The organism is Streptomyces luteolus (assembly GCF_029968015.1).
In the GTDB taxonomy this organism is placed as follows: Bacteria; Actinomycetota; Actinomycetes; order Streptomycetales; family Streptomycetaceae; genus Streptomyces; species Streptomyces luteolus.
The window spans coordinates 12,935-28,944 of record NZ_JASCIS010000052.1; the positions used below are offsets into that span (position 1 = coordinate 12,935).

A 16,010-nucleotide genomic window follows, 5' to 3' on the forward strand; every position below is an offset into this window, starting at 1 on the left:
TACGACGGCTCCGCTCGGTGGGGGGAGGTGAAGGAGCGTGAAGGTGCACAGCCCGGCGGACCGCCAGGGCGCCAACTCAGCGGCCCACTACGGGAGTTCACGCTCATTCTTGGTCTAGACCTTGGGCACAGACCATAGCGGTTGTCCGGCCACGGTCAAGAGGTCAGCCGGAATCGCGCGGAGCCTCCGGAGGCTCGGGCTCCTCCCGGCGCTCCTCCCAGTGCTCCTCCCAGTGCTCCTCCCGGCGCTCCTCCGGGCTCCCTTCGTGGCGCCCTTCCCAACGCCCCTCCCCCGCCGCCTCCGACGGCTCCAACGGCGGTCCCGCCACCGCGCAGTTCGTACGGCACTCCGGGTGGCAGCGCTCGGCGCGCTCCGCCTCGGGCGCCCGCACCGTCCACCAGGCGACGAGGGCGCCCAGGGCAAGGAGCCCGGCGCACAGCGGCATCGCACGCCGGAACGCGCCCCCGAACTCCGCCGCCGAGCGGTACGCCTCGGGCCCCATGCCGACGAGCAGCGGCAGCGCCGCCACGGTGACGAGCCCGGCGGCGCGGGCGGCCGCGTTGTTGACCCCGCTGGCGAGTCCGGCGTACGCGGTGTCCACCGAGGCGAGGACGGTCGCGGTGAGCGGGGCGACGAGGGTGACCATGCCGAGCCCGAGCACGACCATGGCGGGCAGCACATCGGTGGCGTACGAGGTGTGCGTACCGTCGACGCGCAGCATCAGGAGCATGCCCGCCGCGCACAGCAGCGGCCCGACGGTGAGCGGCAGGCGCGGCCCGGTCCGCTGAGCGAGGTCGCCGGAGCGGGCGGAGAGCAGCAGCATCAGGACCGTCGTCGGCAGCAGCGCGGTACCGGCGCCGAGGGCCGAGTAACCCGCGACGACCTGGAGTTGCAGCGCGGCCAGGAAGAAGAAGCCGCCGAACGCCCCGTACACGCAGAGGGTGACGATGTTGACGGAGGTGAACAGGCGGGCCCGGAACAGCGACGGCGGCAGCATCGGATCGGGGCGGCGCCGCTCGACCCTGACGAACAGCCAGGCCAGGACGAGTCCGGCGACGGCTGAGCCGAGCACGGCCGGGGACGCGGCGCCGTCCGGGGCGGCGATCAGGGCGTAGGTGAGCAGGCCGAGCGCGAGGGCGCCGAGGGCCGCGCCGAGCACGTCGAAGGAGTGCGCGCGGGCCTCGGCGCCGCCCGCCGACTCGGGTACGTGCCGCAGCGCGACCGGCACGCACACCGCGGCGAGCGGGACGTTGAGCAGGAACACCCAGCGCCAGCCCGGTCCGTCGACCAGCCAGCCGCCGAGGAACGGCCCGACGGCCGCGCCGACCCCGCCGAGCCCGGACCACACGCCGACCGCCCTGGCCCGGTCGCCGGGGTGGAAGGAGGCCTGGATCAGGGCGAGGGAGCCGGGCGTGAGGAGGGCGCCGCCGATGCCCTGCAAGGCCCGGGCGGCGATCAGGACGCCCGCGTTCGGGGCGAGCCCGCACAGCAGCGAGGCCGCCGCGAACCAGACCACGCCGAGGACGAACACCTTCCGCCGCCCGAACCGGTCGCCGAGCGCACCGCCGAGCAGGATGAGCCCGGCCAGGGTCAGCATGTACGCGTTGACGGTCCACTGCAGCGCGGCCAGATCCGCGTCGAGGTCGGCGCCGATGCGGGGCAGGGCGACGTTCACGACGGTCGAGTCGAGCAGTGCCATGGCGGAGCCGAGGACCGTGGTCAGGAGCACCCAGCGGCCCGCCGCGCTGCGGGTGCGCAGGGCTCCGGCGGGGTGCGAGGCGTCTTCGCTCATGCCCGGATCATCCCTCGCGGGGCGGGCCCGCGCCGCTCGCTGTCGGCTGATCGTCCGAGTCACGCCCGCCGCGATCGTCGTCGCGAGCACCCAGCCGGTGACGATCAGCCCGTACGCGAGCGCGTTGGAAGGGCGGTGACTCCTCGGGTTTGAGGGCGCGCGGCACGTCGAGAGCGAACGCGACCGTGCCGACGAGCAGCGGCGACGCGAGCCGGCCGGCCGCCCGCACGGGCCGGAATCCGTAGCCGACCGCTGCGTCCTGCAGATGGCCCCAGCCCTGGCGTACGCGGGCAGGGTCGCCCGGTGCCGGCGCTGCTTGGAGGCGGTGCTCGGCGGGTTCGTGCGGGTCGAGCGTGGCGTAGCCGAGTCCGTCGAGGCGGACCACGTCCGGGTAGGTGGCGGGTGCGATGTGCAGGAGCTCTATCTGTGAGCGGCGCAGGGTCAGCTCGCCGTCGATCCGGTCCGCCTCGCGCAGCCACAGCTCACCGACGACGGCGCTGCTGACCCTGAGGGCCGTACCGCCGGGGTTGGCGAACCGGGCGAAGGCGAAGTTGAGTTGGCCGGGTACGCGCACCCCGCGCGCGAGCCGGGGGCCCCACAGGTCGTGACCGAAACGGACGGCGACGCCTTCGGCCCACCGCTCGCAGTCGCATGCCGTGCAGGTTGGAGCACGGGTTCGCCCAACTCCCGTCCGGGTCGGCCGAGTTCGGCCGGGTCGAGGAAGAACGCGCCGGACAGCTGAGCCCCGCCGAGCCGTACCGGTCCGGGGATCCGGCAACCGGTGATGCGCAGCACTCCGTCGACGCGGACGGTGGCGGCGTGCAGTGCGGGCAGCGTGCAGCCGCTGAGGTCGATCTGGCGCAACCGCGCGCCGTACAGGTCGAGCGGCTCCTCGAACGTACAGGCCGGCAGGCTGATCGCGGACTCCGCGACGGCGTACCGCAGATCCAGTTTCCCGGTGATCAGGGCGCCGGTGACGCGCAGGGCGGCCACGTCGTCGTCGCGCCGGTTGTCGCCGAGGAGAAGGCCGCGCAGCACCTCGGCGCGCAGGGCCCGGCTCTCCTCCGGCTCGCCGGCCAGGTCGACCCTGCCGCCGTGCGGAAACGCCTCCCACACCCGTCGCTCACTGCCCGTCAGCTCACTGATCTCCACCGCGTGACTCTCACCCGGGAGTCGGCGGCGGTCAACCAACTGTCCGACAGGCGCGCACTGTTGTCCGCAGAGCGCTCACCACATAAGAATGCGCATGACAAAGCCGAGGGCGCCAAGGCCCTCGGCCACAGAGGGGACCCCCACATGAAGAAACCTCTCGTCGGCGCGTTCGCGGCAGCGCTGCTGCTCGCGGGAGCGGGCGCCGCACCCGCCGCGGCGCAGGCCGAGCCCTCCGATACGCCCGCTGCGCCCGGCAAGTCGGCGACCGGCACCGAACTCGGCGCCGGACTGGACCAGTTGCTCGGCAAGGCGAAGAAGAAGCCGAAGGCCGTGGACTTCGCCGGGACGGTGGCGCTCAGCAACTGTTCCGGCTCGGTCGTCCGCACCCCGGACGCCGAGGCGGGCGACCCGGCGCTCGTGATGTCCAACGGGCACTGCCTGGAGGGCGGGATGCCCGGCCCGGGCGAGGTCCTCGTGGACCAGCCGTCCAGCCGCACCTTCGACCTGCTGAACGCCTCGGGCGCCGAGATCGGCACGCTGAAGGCGAGCAAGCTGGCGTACGGCACGATGACCGACACGGACGTCTCGCTGTACGAACTCACCGATACGTACGAGCAGATCGAGAGCGAGTACGGCATCAAGGCCCTGGAGCTGAACGCGGAGCACCCCACCGCGGGCACCGCGATCACGGTCGTCTCCGGGTACTGGAAGAAGACGTACAGCTGTGACATCGACGGGTTCGTGCACACCCTCAAGGAGGGCGACTGGACCTGGAAGGACTCGGTCCGCTACACCGACGCCTGCAAGACGATAGGCGGCACCTCGGGCTCCCCGGTCGTGGACGACGCCACCGGCAAGGTGGTCGCCGTCAACAACACCGGCAATGAGAGCGGCGAGGAGTGCACGGTCAACAACCCGTGCGAGGTGGACGAGAACGGCGAGGTGACCGTCCGCAAGGGCATCAACTACGGCCAGCAGACGTACCAGATGGTGCCGTGCGTGGGCGCGGGCAGCAAGATCGACCTGGACGCGGAGGGCTGCGGGCTGCCGAAGCCGGGCGCGGGCAAGTAGGCCAAGTAGGCCAAGTAGCCATGCATGAGGGCGGGTCGGGGCCGATGGCGGCCCCGACCCGCCTTCGTCGCTCCCGTCCGAGCAGCAGTTCCTCCACCCGCTCCACCGCCCTCACCAGGGGCTCGGGTTCCGGGGCGAGGCCCGTCAGGACGGCGTCGAGGTCACGCAGTCCTGCGCGGACGAGGAGCGTCTTCTCGTTCGTGACCCACTCCCCGCGCTCCGCGAGCACCGCGTGCGCCGCCTCGGCCGCGGCGACGGCGAGCGCACCCGCGACCTCGGTGAGGCGGCCGTACGGGGCGTGGTTGGCCTTGGCGTACATGAGGGTGAGCGCCGCGCGTCCGCGCCACACCTCCGGGGCCGCGGCCCGCAGTGCCCGCGGGTAGGCGGGGCGCGGGAGTTCGCCGCGCAGCACGCGGTTGACGGCCAGTTCGGCGACGACCAGGTAGCTGGGGATGCCGGCCAGGTGGAACATCAGCGGCTCCCAGCGGAACCTGCCCTGTCCGGCGTCGGCCAGTTCGCGCTCGACGACGTCCAGGTCGCGGTAGTGCACGTCCACGCGGCGGCCCTCGACGGTGAGCCAGGCCCCGCCGTTGAAGACGCCGCCGCCCCAGCCGCCGATCTCGGAGACCTCGCCCTCCCAGCCGAACTCGTGTGCCGTAAGGCGGAGTTGCTCGGGGTGGAAGGAGACGCTCGCCGTGTCGCGGTAGTACACGGCCAGATCCCAGTCGCTCTCGGCGGTGTGGGTGCCCTGGGCGCGCGAGCCGCCGAGGGTGACGGCCTCGACGGCGGGCAGTGCGGAGAGGCGGTCGGCGAGGCGGTTGAGGAAAGCCTCATCGGTGTCGCCGTCGGCCGTGGGGGTGGTGGCGCTGTGCTCCATAGGGCCAAGCTAGCGGCGCCCGCGTACGGCCCTCGATCGAAATTCCGTGGCCCCGGCGGGTGTTGTCCCCTCATGATGCCCCAATGAGTCAAAGTGACCACAAAGACGCGGTGGCGATCGCCGCCAGGAGCATCCGCGCCCACCACACCGCCGACACCGTCACCGTCTACCAGGCCTACTCCCCCGCCATCGGCGTCCCCGCCGCCCGCGACGGCCGCTTCCCCGCCGCGTGGAAGCGGGACCGGATGACCTGGGTCAAGCCGTCGTTCCTGTGGATGATGTACCGCTGCGGCTGGGCCACCAAGGACGGCCAGCAGACCGTGCTCGCCGTCGAGATCGACCGTACGGGCTTCGAGTGGGCGCTGCGGAACGCCTGCCTGTCGCACTACGACCGGGACCTGCACGCCGACCACGAGGCATGGCGCCGGGAACTGCGGTCCGCGCCCGCGCGCGTGCAGTGGGACCCGGAACGCGACATCCGCCTCCGGCCGCTCCCGTACCGTTCGCTCCAGCTCGGCCTGGCCGGGGAGGCGACGCGGCGGTACGCGGACGAGTGGATCGTCTCCCTCACCGACGTCACCGAAACCGCCCACACCGTGCACGCGCTCGTACGGGAGGGCCAACTGGAGGCGGCACGGGGGATGTTGCCCAAGGAGCGGGAGTATCCGGTGGCGGCGGGTCTGCTTGCACACCTGGGGGCGTAGGCCGTCCTCGCTGTCCTCGCCTCGCCGCCGTCCTCGCCGTCCTCGCCGCCCTCGCCGCGCCGGCGTCCTCGCCGTCCTCGCCGTCCTCGCCGTCCTCGCCGTCCTCGCCGTCCTCGCCGTCCTCGCCGAGGAGAGGCTCAGACCGTCAGCACGATCTTCCCGCGCGTCCGCCCCTCCTGGCTGAGCCGCCATGCCTCCGCCGCGCTCTCCAGCGGCAGCGCGTGGTCCACGTGCACGGTGAGCTTCCCCGCGTCGGCGAGCCCCGCGAGCTCCGTGAGGCCCTCCGCGTCCGGGCGGACCCACACGTGGTGGCCGCCCAGGCCCAGGACATCGCCGTCCGCGATGGACGCCAGACGGGCGGAACGGGCGCCCTGCGGGGCCCGCTTGAGCAGCGGCACGGACACCTCGGCCACCCCGCCGCCGACGAAGTCGAGGACAGCGTCCACCCCATCGGGCGCCAGCGCGCGGACGCGGTCGACGAGCCCGTCCCCGTACGTCACCGGCTCGGCGCCAAGGTCGCGCAGGAAGGCGTGGTTGCGCTCGCTCGCGGTGCCGATCACCCGGGCGCCCGCGGCCACCGCGATCTGCACGCCGAACGATCCGACGCCGCCCGCGGCCGCGTGGATCAGGACCGTGTCACCGGCGCCCACGCCGACCCGGCGCAGCGACTGCAGCGCGGTCAGCCCGGCGAGCGGGACGCCCGCGGTCTGGTTCCAGTCGAGCGCGGCGGGCTTCTTCGCGAGCATCCGTACGCTCGCCGAGACCTGCTCCGCGTACCCGCCGTTCTGCGCCCAGTCCTTGCGGATGTAGCCGTACACCTCGTCGCCCGGGGTGAACTCGCACGCGTCGAGCCCGTTCGCCTCCACCACGCCCGCCACGTCCCAGCCGGGGATCAGCGGGAACCGCGTCTCCATGACCGGGTCGAGGCCGCCCGCGGCGAGCTTCCAGTCGACCGGGTTCACGCCCGCCGCGCGGACGCGGACCAGGACCTCGCCCGGGGCCACCTTGGGCTCCGCGAGATCGGCGACGCGCAGGGCGTCGGGGGATCCGTAGCTGTCGAGTGCGATTGCCTTCATGGTGGGCGCAACTCCCCGGTGGTACTGAGCGTTCCCGGCGAAATTCGGGTGCGAGGGGCAGTCCCTCCCGTACATGATCCGATCGGTAGTCCCCGCAGGCATGTCGGCAGGCGTTCAGGAGGCCGCACCCGTGATCAGGCGCAGCGTCGTCCCCACTCTCTTCACCCCGCCCCGGTACACCCACGCGTCCGTCGTCGAGGCGGGCACGCGGCTCGCGTTCCTCGCCGGTTCGGTGCCGCTCGACGCTCGGGGCGAGCTGGTCGGCCCCGGCGACCATGTGGCGCAGGCCCGGCAGGTGATCGCCAACCTGGAGGAGCAGGTGAAGGCGGTCGGCAGCGACCTCTCGCTCGTCGCGTACACCGATGTGTACGTGGTCGCGGACGAGCCGGGGCCGCTCTCCGAGGTCTGGCGGATCGTCGAGGAGTCCGGCCTCGCCACGGGCGCCTCGGGCCCGCACTCCTCGACCCTGATCGGCGTCCCGACGCTGGGCTATCCGGGGCAGCTGGTGGAGATCACGGCGACGGCGGTCGTGCCGGACTGACCGCCCGCAGGCGGTGTCCGGCCCAGGTCGTGTCCGGCCCAGGTCGTGCCCGGCCCAGGTCGTGTCCGGCCCAGCTGGTGTCCGGTCTAGGCCGTGTCCGGCCCAGCTGGTGTCCGGCCTAGGCCGTGTCCGGCCCAGCTGGTGTCCGGCCTAGAGCGTGTCCGGCCGCACCGCCCGCATTCGCCCGTACGCGTACACGCAGCCCGCGAGCGCCAGGTCGGACAGGAGCATGAAGCCGATCGAGTACGAGTCCTTGGCGCTGTAGATCGCGCCCATCACCAGCGGCGGTACGAAGCCGCCGAGGCCTCCGACCGCGCCCACGATGCCGGTGACGGAGCCGACCTGGGGCTGCGGCGTGACCTGCGCGACCATCGCGAACACGCTGCCGCTCGCGGCGCCGAGACCGGCGGCCATGCCGAGCAGGCAGATCGTGCCCATCGGCACGAGCGACGGGTCGAAGGCCTGCACGATCGCGAGCAGGGCCACCAGGACGAGCGCGCCGGCGGTGACCAGGGCCGGGTGGACGCGGTCCGAGAGCCAGCCGCCGATCGGCCGGAACACGACGGTGACCAGGGCGAACCCGGCCGCTCGGGTACCCGCGTCGGTGGGCGAGAGCTCGTACCAGGTCTTCAGGTACGTCGGCAGGTACACGCCGAACGCGACGACACCGCCGAAGCCGATCGCGTACAGCGCCGACAGCTCCCAGGTCACGCGCAGCCGTCCGGCCGAGCCGAGGCGGGAGGAGAGCGAGGCGGTGGGCACCGGCCGGTCGGGCCGGTCGGTGATCAGCAGCGCGCCGAGCACCGCGAACACGGCGAGGGCCGCGGCCACCACCAGGAAGGGCAGGTTCTCGCCGTGCTTCGCGATGCGCGGCGTGAAGTAGCCGGAGAGCGCGACGCCGCCCATGCCCATGCCGAAGACGCCGATCGCGAAGCCTCTTCTGGCGGGCGGGAACCAGGAGTTGACCAGCGGCACACCGATCGCGAACGTCGTCCCGCCGAGCCCGAGCAGAAAGCCCACGCCGAGCAGTCCGGCGTAGGAGTTCTTGGCCGGGATGAGCAGCAGCACCGGCACGATGGTGAGCGCCGTGACCAGCGGGAACATCAGTCGGGCGCCGTAGCGGTCGGTGAGCGCGCCCACCGGGATACGGCCGATCGAGCCGACGATCACCGGCACGGCGACCAGCAGCGACTGCTGGAAGGAGCTCAGGCCGAGCCGGTCCTGGTAGCCGCTGCTCAGGGGCGCGATCAGGTCCCAGGCCCAGAACGTCAAGGTGAAGCCGACGGTGGCCACGATCAGATTGCGGTAAGCGGCGGCACCGGGACCGGCGGGGGCGGCGGCAGCGGCGCGGGGGCTGTCAGCGGTGTCTGTCACCCCGCCCAAGTTAGGCTCGCCGCACCTTTTGCGCAGTTCGACTGCTTTCCAGGGGTTATCGGGGTCGTTTCGGGCGTACGGGGAGCCCGGCCGCCGTGGCCGCGTCGCTCAGGACCTCCCGGAGCATCGCGGGCGTGAGCCGTCCGGTGAACGTATTGCGCTGGCTGACGTGGAAGCAGCCGAACAAGTCGAGGGCGCCGGGCTCGCCCCGCAGGGTCGTACGAGCGCCGTGGCCGAAGGCGGGCCGGGGCCGGGGCACGTGCCAGCCCGCCGCCGCGAACGCGGGCAGCACCGCCTGCCAGCCGAAGGTGCCGAGCACGACCGCCCCGCGCAGCGTGGGCGCGAGCAGCCGCAGCTCGTCCACCAGCCAGGGGCGGCAGTTGTCCCGCTCCTGCGGCGTCGGCTTGTTGGCGGGCGGGGCGCAGTGCACGGGCGCCGTGATCCGGACGCCGTACAGGGTCAGCCCGTCGTCGGCGGCGGTGGCGGTCGGCCGCGAGGCGAGTCCGATGTCGTACAGGGCCTGGTAGAGCACGTCGCCCGAGCGGTCGCCGGTGAACATCCGCCCGGTGCGGTTGGCGCCGTGCGCGGCGGGCGCCAGGCCGACGATCAGGAGGGCGGCGTCGGCGGGCCCGAAGCCGGGCACGGGCCGCCCCCAGTACGTCTCGTCGGCGAACGCGGCCCTCTTCGTACGGGCGACCTCCTCGCGCCAGGCGACGAGGCGGGGGCAGCGGCGGCAGTGGGACAGGTCCCGGTCGAGGGCGCCGAGCTCGGGATACGGCCAGGCGCCGGGAGGCGGGCCTGCCTCCCCGACGCCCTCCCCCGACGGCCTGCTCACCACTCCACCCGCACCCCGTCGCGGAAGAACCCGCCGGTCGGGCCGCCGCCGGGCAGGGTCGCGGCCCAGACGACCCCGGCCGCGCCGTCCGCGACGGGCCGCCCGCCGGGACCGCCCATGTCCGTGTCCACCCAGCCGGGACAGACGGAATTGACCAGGATGCCGTCGGCCCGCAGCTCGGCGGCGAGCATCCGCGTGAGGGCGTTGAGGGCGACTTTGGTGGTCGCGTACGCGGGGGTGCCCGCGCCCATGTCGGCCAGGGACGCCGCCCCGCTCGACACGTTCACCACCCGCCCGCGGCGGCTGGCCCGCAGCAGCGGCAGCAGTGTCTGCGTGAGCCGCCACGGCCCGTACAGGTTGGTCTCGGCGGCCTCCCTGACCACATCCAGGTCGGCGCTGACGGCGCACTGCCAGGTGTCGTACGCGATGGCCGCGTTGTTGACCAGGACGTCGAGCCGGCCGAAGCGGTCCCTGACCTCGCGGGCGACCCGCTGCCGGTCGTCCTCGCAGGTCACGTCGAGCTGTACGGGCACGACGGAGGTGCCGAGTTCGGCCGCCGCCTTCTCGGCCGCCTTCAGGGAGCGGGCGGTGAGCAGCACGATGTGGTCGAGTCCGGCGAGCTGACGGCAGACCTCACGGCCGATGCCCCGGTTGCCGCCGGTGACGAGGGCGACGGGCGCGGTGGAGTCGGTGGAGGCGGCAGAGGCCGTGGAGGCGGCAGACGTGGCAGAAGCGGCGGAGGCGGTGGAGGCGGCAGAGGCGGTGGAGTCATGGGAGTCATGGGAGCCCGACATGTGACCACGGTACGTACGGGAGACCCGGAAATCTCGGCGGCGTCGGGGCCCGCCCGAGAGCTACAGTGCGGGCATGACTTCGCAGCCCGACAAGGCCGCCCCGCAGCGCCCGGCGACGCAGCCGCAGGAGGGCGGCAGCGTGCGCGTCGACGCCTGGATCTGGTCGGTGCGCCTGATCAAGACCCGCTCGGCCGCCGCCACGGCCTGCCGCGGCGGTCACGTCCGCGTCAACGGCGACCGCGTCAAGCCGGCGCACGCCGTGAAGGCGGGCGACGAGGTGCGGCTGCGGTACGCGGGCCGGGACCGGGTGGTCGTGGTGAAGCGCGTCATCCGCAAGCGCGTCGGCGCCCCGGTGGCGGTGGAGTGCTACGTCGACAACAGCCCGCCGCCCCCGCCCCGCGAGGCCGCCGCCCCTGCGGGCGTGCGCGACCCGGGGACGGGCCGCCCGACGAAGCGGGACCGCAGGGAGATGGAGCGCCTGCGGGCACTCAACTCCCGCCTGCCGGGCGCGTGATCGCCGAGGCCGTCCTCAACTCATCCGAGCCGCGGCCGACTTGATCGCCTCCCGAATGCGGAAGTACGTCCCGCACCGGCACACGTTCGCGATCGCGTCGATCTCCTCGTCCGTCGGACTCTTCGTCCGCCTGAGGAGCGCGACCGCCGCCATGATCTGCCCCGGCTGGCAGTAACCGCACTGCGCGACGTCCTGCTCCAGCCACGCCTCCTGCACGGGATGCAGCCGGTCGCCGTCGGCGAGCCCCTCGATCGTGGTGACCTCGCGGTCCGCCACCTCCGAAACGGGCACGGCGCACGGGTTGACCGCCTCCCCGTCGAGATGGCTCGTACAGGCCTTGCAGACATCGATGCCGCAGCCGTACTTGGGGCCGCGGATGCCGAGCAGGTCGCGCAGGACCCAGAGCAGCGGCAGGTCGTCGGGCGCGTCGACGGTGACCTGCTCGCCGTTCACGGTGAAGGTGTGTGCGGGCAAGGGAGAACTCCTCAGCAGGGTGCCGGCGCTCAGCGCGGGAACGGCTCGAAGTCGACGTCGAACAGGATGGGGAAGCTGCGCACCCGGGTGCCGGTCGCGCGGGCGTAGGCGTTACCGACCGCGGCGACCGCTGCGGGCACGCCCAGCTCGCCCACCCCGCCCGGTTCGGCGTCGGAATCGATGACGTGGACGGTGACGTCCGGTGGGGAGTCCTTCTGCCGCGCGTAGTGGAACTGCGAGTAACTGCCCTCCAGGGGAAGGCCCTTGTCGAAGTGGAGCCCGGCGCGCAGGGCCGTCGCGATGCCGTCCGTGAGCCCGCCGAGCATCTGCGCCTCCACCCCGCGCGGGTTGACGGCCCGCCCCACGTCGACGGCGATCACCGCACGCGTCACGCGCGGCTCCTTCGGATCGCGGGCGTCGAGCTCGACGAGGTACGCCACCCGCGATTTGTACTCCTCGTGGAAGCCGACGCCCTGCGCACAGCCCGCGGGCAGCTCCCGGCCCCAGTCGCGGGTGGCCGCGTCGAGCACCGCCCGCTGCGCCGCGGTCCTCAGCCGCGTACGCCGGAACTCCACGGGGTCCGCGCCGAGCTGCTCCGCCACCTCGTCGAGGAACATCTCCTCGGCGGCCCGCGCGGTGCCCGAGTACACGCTGCGCCACGAGCCGGTGTGCAGCTTCAGCGGCAGCTCGGTCAGGGTCTGCGCGGTGGCCCCGAGGTCGTACGGGGAGCGCATGGAGAGCCGGAACATGGTCTGCGCGAACGTCTCGCCCGCAGCGGGGAGTTCGGTGAGCCCGGCGGTGAGCGCGTCCCCGATACCGTGGCCCGCGTCGATCTCCACCGAGGCCGTCCGGTGCTGAAGGGACAACGGCGTGCCGCCGCGCGTGTGGGTGACACGCAGCTTGTGGTGGGTGGGCGGCCGCATCCGCCCGTGCCGCATGTCGTCGACCCGCGACCACATCAGGCGTACGGGACGGCCCGCGGCCTTGGACACCTGGGCGGCCTCGATCGCCGCGTCGTAGAACAGCCGCCGCCCGAACGAGCCGCCCGCCTGCACCACATGGAAGTCGACGCGGGACGGGGGCAGTCCGATCGCCTTCGCGACGGCGGCCCGCGCGGCGATCGGGGACTGCGCGGCCGTCCACACGGTGGCCCGGTCGTCCCTTACGTCGGCGACCGCGCTGTTGGTCTCCAGGGGCGCGTGGCTGACGGGCGCGAAGTCGTACTCGGCGTCGATGTGCCGCACGAGCAGCGGCGGCAGGAAGTCGGGGACGGTCTTGCGGAGCCTGGCCTTGATGTCCTCGTGGGACAGCTCGTCCACGGTGCCCGGACCCCAGTCGACGCGCAGTGCGTCCTTGCCCGCGAGGGCCTGCCCGAAGGTCTCGGCGACGACGGCCACGCCGGTGGCGATCTCCACGACGTCGAGGACACCGGCCATGCCCCGTACGGCGGCGGCGTTGTGGACCTTCGCCACGGTGCCGTTGACGGTGGGCGGCCTGCGCACCATCGCCGGTTTGGCGCCGGGGACGTCCAGGTCGAGGGCGTACTCCTGGCGGCCGGTGACGATCGCGCGGGCGTCGATGCGTCCGGTGGGGCGGCCGACGACGCGCTGCTCGCCGGCCGGCTTGAGGGTGACCTCGGGTGCTTCCGTCGTCCGCGGAGCGGCGGCTCGGGCGGCGAGCGCGCCGTAGTCGAGGGTGCGGCCGTCGGGGGCGTGCACGGCGCCTTCGCGGGTGGTGAGGTCCGCGGCGTCCGTGCCCCACCGGCGGGCGGCGGTCGCGATCAGGCGGGCCCGGGCGGCGGCGGCCGCGGCGCGGACGGGGCGGTGCAGGGCGCGGATCGAGTTGGAGCTGCCGGTGAGCTGGTTGAAGAGCAACTCGGGCCTGGCGTCGTCGAGTCGGACCTTGATCCGGTCGAGCGGCAGGTCCAACTCGTCGGCGATCAGCATCGCCACCGCCGTGGTGAGGCCTTGGCCGACCTCGGCACGGGGCAGACCGAAGCGGGCCGTACCGTCCTCGCCCAGCTCCAGGGTGAGCAGGTGTGCGGTGGGCGCCGCGGCGAGGATCAGTACGTCACCCAGGTCGGGCAGCACGTCCGGCAGGGCGGTGGCCTCCGGGGTGGCCGCGGCGGCTTCCGGCGCCCAGGCATCGGCACCGACCCGGACCGCGACCGTCAGGGTGGGGGCGGCGACCAGATACGCGAGCACCTTGCGCCGACCGACACCCGAGCCTTCGGGGCTCTGAGGGCTCTCGGGGCCGTGGGGGCTCTTGGGGCCCTGGGGGCTCTCGGGGCCCTGGGGGCTCTCGGGGCCCTGGGGGCCCTGGGGGCTCGGGGTGATCTGGGGGGTCTGGGGGCTCTGAGCGTGTCCGGCGTGCCCGGCATGCTCGGCCCGTTCAGAGCCCCGCAAGGACTCGGCGTGCCCGGCATGCCCAGACCCCTGCGAGGACTCGGCGCGCCCAGACCCCTGCGAGGACTCGGCGCGCCCAGACCCCTGCGAGGACTCGGCGCGCCCAGAGCCCCGCGAGGACTCGGCGTGCCCAGAGCCCCGCGAGGGCTCGGCGTGCCCAGAGCCCCGCGAGGGCTCGGCGTTCGTGGTGTGCTCGGCCGCGGCAGGGGGCGGTTGGGGCTCCACCAGAGGGCTCCAATGGGTCGTCGGCAGCGCCAAGCTGCTTGAGTGATAGGGGCATTGACTGACCGTCAACAACACCGGGACGATGCTTGGCTACCACAACCGGACGGCGGCGACCACACCCTGCCCAGTACCCGACGCACTACCTTCACGAGCCGACCGCCCTGCGGCCGAACGCGCCTACGCCGTGACCGGCCGCGCGAGCACCCACGTCCCGTCGTCCGTCAGGACGCGGTCCACCGCGAGCCCGGCGCGTGCGAGCTGCTCCTCGAACTCCGCCGCGCTCAGCACCCGCGCCCGGAACGTCTGCGTCCAGGTGGCGTCCGGCCATATGTACTGCGCGTGCACGGAGTTGACCCCACCGCCGACGGGCGTGGACGACACGATGCGGACCGTGTACCCGGCGGGGTCGACTCGCTCCCTCGGCAGGTCCGTGTGGTAATCGGCGCCCTCGCGCTGGATCAGGACGCAGCCGTCGTCCGCCACATGGCTGCGGCAGGCCCGCAGGATTCCGTCCCGCACCTCGGGGTCGGCGGCGTGCACCAGGAACGAGGCGAGCAGCACTACATCGAACCGCTCGAACTGCTCGAACCGCTCGAACTGCTCGCCCCGCTCGCCGAGCGCTCCCCCGGCAAGCGCCTCGATGGGACTGCGCACCGCCCGCGCCACCCCCGGCAGGCCCTCGACGTGCGCCAGCATCTCCGCCGACTCGTCGACCGCCGTCACCGTGAAACCGCGCTCGGTCAGCGGACGCGTCAATCTCCCGGCCCCGCAGCCGAGTTCGAGCAGCCGGGCGCCCGGCGGCACGGCACCCGCGATCACCTCCGGCTCGGCCCCCGCCTTAAGCCGCGCGTACAGCTCGACCGCGCAGCCGTCGGGCGTGATGGCCCCCGGCCCCGTACCCGAGTACCCCTCGCGGATCAGTTCGCTCATACCGGTCCAACGGGCAGGCAGAGCACGGGAGTTCCCGACCCGCTCACCCTTACGAGTGAAGAAGAACGCGACCCCCGCACCGGATCGATGCGGGGGCCGCGGAACACTCACACCCGACTCAGCTCGTCTGGGCCTTCTCATACAGGTTCTTCGCGTCGTCCCCGAAGTAGGGGCCGAACATGTAGCCCGGCAGGAAGGTGTAGCCGAAGCTGTTCACCGAGTTCTGCAGGCCGGTTCCGGACGCCTCGTCGAAGTCCTGGAACCAGGGGCCGCCACTGGAGCCGCCGGTCATGTCGCAGGACAGGCCGTGGTCCGTGGAGAGCAGCGGGTCCTGGATGGAGTTGCCGCTGCAGTGGATCAGCTTCGAGCCGTCGTACGGGTCGGCGGCGGGGTAGCCGAAGGCGTACATCTTCTTGTTGTAGCCGGTGTTGAAGGCCACGCCCTGGGCGCCGACGACGTCGGTGAGCTTCTTGCCGTCGAGCGGGTTCACGACCGCGGCGCCGACGTCGTAGTTGATGTCCTCGGTCGCGGTCCACTGCGGCGTGGACAGGGTCTTGGCGGCCGTCCACTTGCCGTGCGGCGCCTGCCCGTCCTTGTACTCGGGGACGAAGACCCAGTTGGTGTGCCAGGCGCCGTCCATCTTCACGCAGTGCCCCGCGGTGAGGACCGTGGACTTGTTCGCGCTGGTCACGGCGTTGCCGGAGCAGGAGGCCTGCCGTCCCTGATAGGTGAAGAAGACCCGGCCGGCGGTGCTGGTGACCTTGCCGCCGCCGGTCCACGGCCCGCCCGTCTCGGGGAAGGCCTCGGCGCCCGGCAGCCCGGTCGGCGGCACCAGCTTCTCGACGCCCTCCTTGACCTTGTTCAGATCACCGGGGCTCACGGGCAGTACGTCGAGCGGCTCGGCGGCCCGCATCCGCTCGGCCGTCCAGAAGTCCTCCACCGAGGGGGTGGCGGAGGCGGAACCGGTCTGCAGGAGCAATCCGGCGACGAGGGCACCGGTCGCGGTGGCCGCGCTCAGTGCCCTGTGGGGTATTCGAAGGCTGCGTCTTCTCACGCTGCGTTCTCCTTCGTCGGGAGGGTGGTGCGTGCAGGGGGCAGCGTGCCATGAATTCGACACCGTGTCAGGAGCGCGTCAACGCATGGTCGTTACGGTTTCACAGGGCCTCTACGGCACCACTCCACCGCGTGCACCCCAGCTCATCGTCCGAGGTCATCCGGCACGCACCGGAGCCCCGACTACCGCAAG

14 protein-coding genes and 1 pseudogene are annotated in these 16,010 nt (G+C 73.0%); 4 read left to right on the forward strand and 11 right to left on the reverse strand.

The window, feature by feature from the left end; translation table 11 throughout:
• Positions 1–163: 163 nt before the first annotated feature.
• Both QIT00_RS33030 and QIT00_RS33035 read right to left on the reverse strand, forming a co-directional pair.
• The gene (locus QIT00_RS33030; protein ID WP_282539154.1) at positions 164–1,792 is read right to left on the reverse strand and encodes an MFS transporter; all 1,629 of its coding nucleotides are present in this window, start codon (positions 1,790–1,792) and stop codon (positions 164–166) included.
• Positions 1,793–2,233: 441 nt separating this feature from the next.
• Complete coding sequence (locus QIT00_RS33035) at positions 2,234–2,944, reverse strand: hypothetical protein (protein ID WP_282539155.1); 711 nt, start codon at positions 2,942–2,944, stop codon at positions 2,234–2,236.
• A gap of 144 nt (positions 2,945–3,088) precedes the next feature.
• Here QIT00_RS33035 and QIT00_RS33040 point away from each other — a divergent pair, with 144 nt between their 5' ends.
• Entirely contained in the window at positions 3,089–4,015 is a 927-nt protein-coding gene (locus QIT00_RS33040; RefSeq protein WP_282539156.1) for a S1 family peptidase, read from the forward strand.
• A gap of 85 nt (positions 4,016–4,100) precedes the next feature.
• Here QIT00_RS33040 and QIT00_RS33045 read toward each other — a convergent pair.
• Positions 4,101–4,892 (reverse strand): annotated as a pseudogene (locus QIT00_RS33045) (nucleotidyltransferase domain-containing protein); the annotation flags it as partial.
• A gap of 83 nt (positions 4,893–4,975) precedes the next feature.
• Between QIT00_RS33045 and QIT00_RS33050 the strand changes: the two are divergent.
• A complete protein-coding gene (locus QIT00_RS33050) occupies positions 4,976–5,596 on the forward strand; it encodes a DUF4291 domain-containing protein (RefSeq protein ID WP_282539157.1) in 621 nt (206 codons plus the stop codon).
• Between the two features lie 137 nt (positions 5,597–5,733).
• Here QIT00_RS33050 and QIT00_RS33055 read toward each other — a convergent pair whose 3' ends face one another.
• The gene (locus QIT00_RS33055) at positions 5,734–6,672 is read right to left on the reverse strand and encodes an NADP-dependent oxidoreductase (protein ID WP_282539158.1); all 939 of its coding nucleotides are present in this window, start codon (positions 6,670–6,672) and stop codon (positions 5,734–5,736) included.
• A gap of 130 nt (positions 6,673–6,802) precedes the next feature.
• Here QIT00_RS33055 and QIT00_RS33060 point away from each other — a divergent pair, with 130 nt between their 5' ends.
• Positions 6,803–7,213 carry a RidA family protein gene (locus QIT00_RS33060; protein ID WP_282539159.1) on the forward strand — a complete coding sequence of 137 codons (411 nt, stop codon included), beginning with the start codon at positions 6,803–6,805 and terminating at the stop codon, positions 7,211–7,213.
• Between the two features lie 150 nt (positions 7,214–7,363).
• Here QIT00_RS33060 and QIT00_RS33065 read toward each other — a convergent pair whose 3' ends face one another.
• The 3 genes from QIT00_RS33065 to QIT00_RS33075 form a co-directional block, all read right to left on the reverse strand.
• Positions 7,364–8,587 (reverse strand): MFS transporter, encoded by a 1,224-nt coding sequence (locus tag QIT00_RS33065; protein WP_282539160.1) that lies wholly within the window; start codon positions 8,585–8,587, stop codon positions 7,364–7,366.
• A 55-nt stretch (positions 8,588–8,642) separates the two neighbouring features.
• Positions 8,643–9,332 carry a uracil-DNA glycosylase gene (locus QIT00_RS33070; protein WP_282539185.1) on the reverse strand — a complete coding sequence of 230 codons (690 nt, stop codon included), beginning with the start codon at positions 9,330–9,332 and terminating at the stop codon, positions 8,643–8,645.
• A gap of 86 nt (positions 9,333–9,418) precedes the next feature.
• Positions 9,419–10,216 (reverse strand): SDR family NAD(P)-dependent oxidoreductase, encoded by a 798-nt coding sequence (locus tag QIT00_RS33075; RefSeq protein ID WP_282539161.1) that lies wholly within the window; start codon positions 10,214–10,216, stop codon positions 9,419–9,421.
• A 73-nt stretch (positions 10,217–10,289) separates the two neighbouring features.
• On the opposite strand from QIT00_RS33075, the gene QIT00_RS33080 reads away from it, so the two are divergent.
• Positions 10,290–10,730 (forward strand): RNA-binding S4 domain-containing protein, encoded by a 441-nt coding sequence (locus QIT00_RS33080; protein ID WP_282539162.1) that lies wholly within the window; start codon positions 10,290–10,292, stop codon positions 10,728–10,730.
• 15 nt (positions 10,731–10,745) lie between these two features.
• On the opposite strand, the gene QIT00_RS33085 is transcribed toward QIT00_RS33080, so the two are convergent.
• The 4 genes from QIT00_RS33085 to QIT00_RS33100 form a co-directional block, all read right to left on the reverse strand.
• Positions 10,746–11,204 carry a (2Fe-2S)-binding protein gene (locus QIT00_RS33085; RefSeq protein WP_282539163.1) on the reverse strand — a complete coding sequence of 153 codons (459 nt, stop codon included), beginning with the start codon at positions 11,202–11,204 and terminating at the stop codon, positions 10,746–10,748.
• 29 nt (positions 11,205–11,233) lie between these two features.
• Positions 11,234–13,408 (reverse strand): xanthine dehydrogenase family protein molybdopterin-binding subunit, encoded by a 2,175-nt coding sequence (locus QIT00_RS33090; RefSeq protein WP_282539164.1) that lies wholly within the window; start codon positions 13,406–13,408, stop codon positions 11,234–11,236.
• Positions 13,409–14,011: 603 nt separating this feature from the next.
• Positions 14,012–14,764: a class I SAM-dependent methyltransferase gene (locus QIT00_RS33095; RefSeq protein ID WP_282539165.1), complete on the reverse strand. Its 753-nt coding sequence runs from the start codon at positions 14,762–14,764 to the stop codon at positions 14,012–14,014.
• A 118-nt stretch (positions 14,765–14,882) separates the two neighbouring features.
• Positions 14,883–15,818 (reverse strand): trypsin-like serine peptidase, encoded by a 936-nt coding sequence (locus QIT00_RS33100; protein ID WP_282539166.1) that lies wholly within the window; start codon positions 15,816–15,818, stop codon positions 14,883–14,885.
• Positions 15,819–16,010 lie beyond the last annotated feature (192 nt).

Bases quoted from the DNA above. Each gene is read 5' to 3' on its own strand.
- QIT00_RS33030 (WP_282539154.1), bottom strand. From the start codon at position 1,792: ATGAGCGAAGACGCCTCGCACCCCGCCGGAGCCCTGCGCACCCGCAGC.
- QIT00_RS33040 (WP_282539156.1), top strand. From the start codon at position 3,089: ATGAAGAAACCTCTCGTCGGCGCGTTCGCGGCAGCGCTGCTGCTCGCG.
- QIT00_RS33050 (WP_282539157.1), top strand. From the start codon at position 4,976: ATGAGTCAAAGTGACCACAAAGACGCGGTGGCGATCGCCGCCAGGAGC.
- QIT00_RS33075 (WP_282539161.1), bottom strand. From the start codon at position 10,216: ATGTCGGGCTCCCATGACTCCCATGACTCCACCGCCTCTGCCGCCTCC.
- QIT00_RS33095 (WP_282539165.1), bottom strand. From the start codon at position 14,764: ATGAGCGAACTGATCCGCGAGGGGTACTCGGGTACGGGGCCGGGGGCC.
- QIT00_RS33080 (WP_282539162.1), top strand. From the start codon at position 10,290: ATGACTTCGCAGCCCGACAAGGCCGCCCCGCAGCGCCCGGCGACGCAG.
- QIT00_RS33055 (WP_282539158.1), bottom strand. From the start codon at position 6,672: ATGAAGGCAATCGCACTCGACAGCTACGGATCCCCCGACGCCCTGCGC.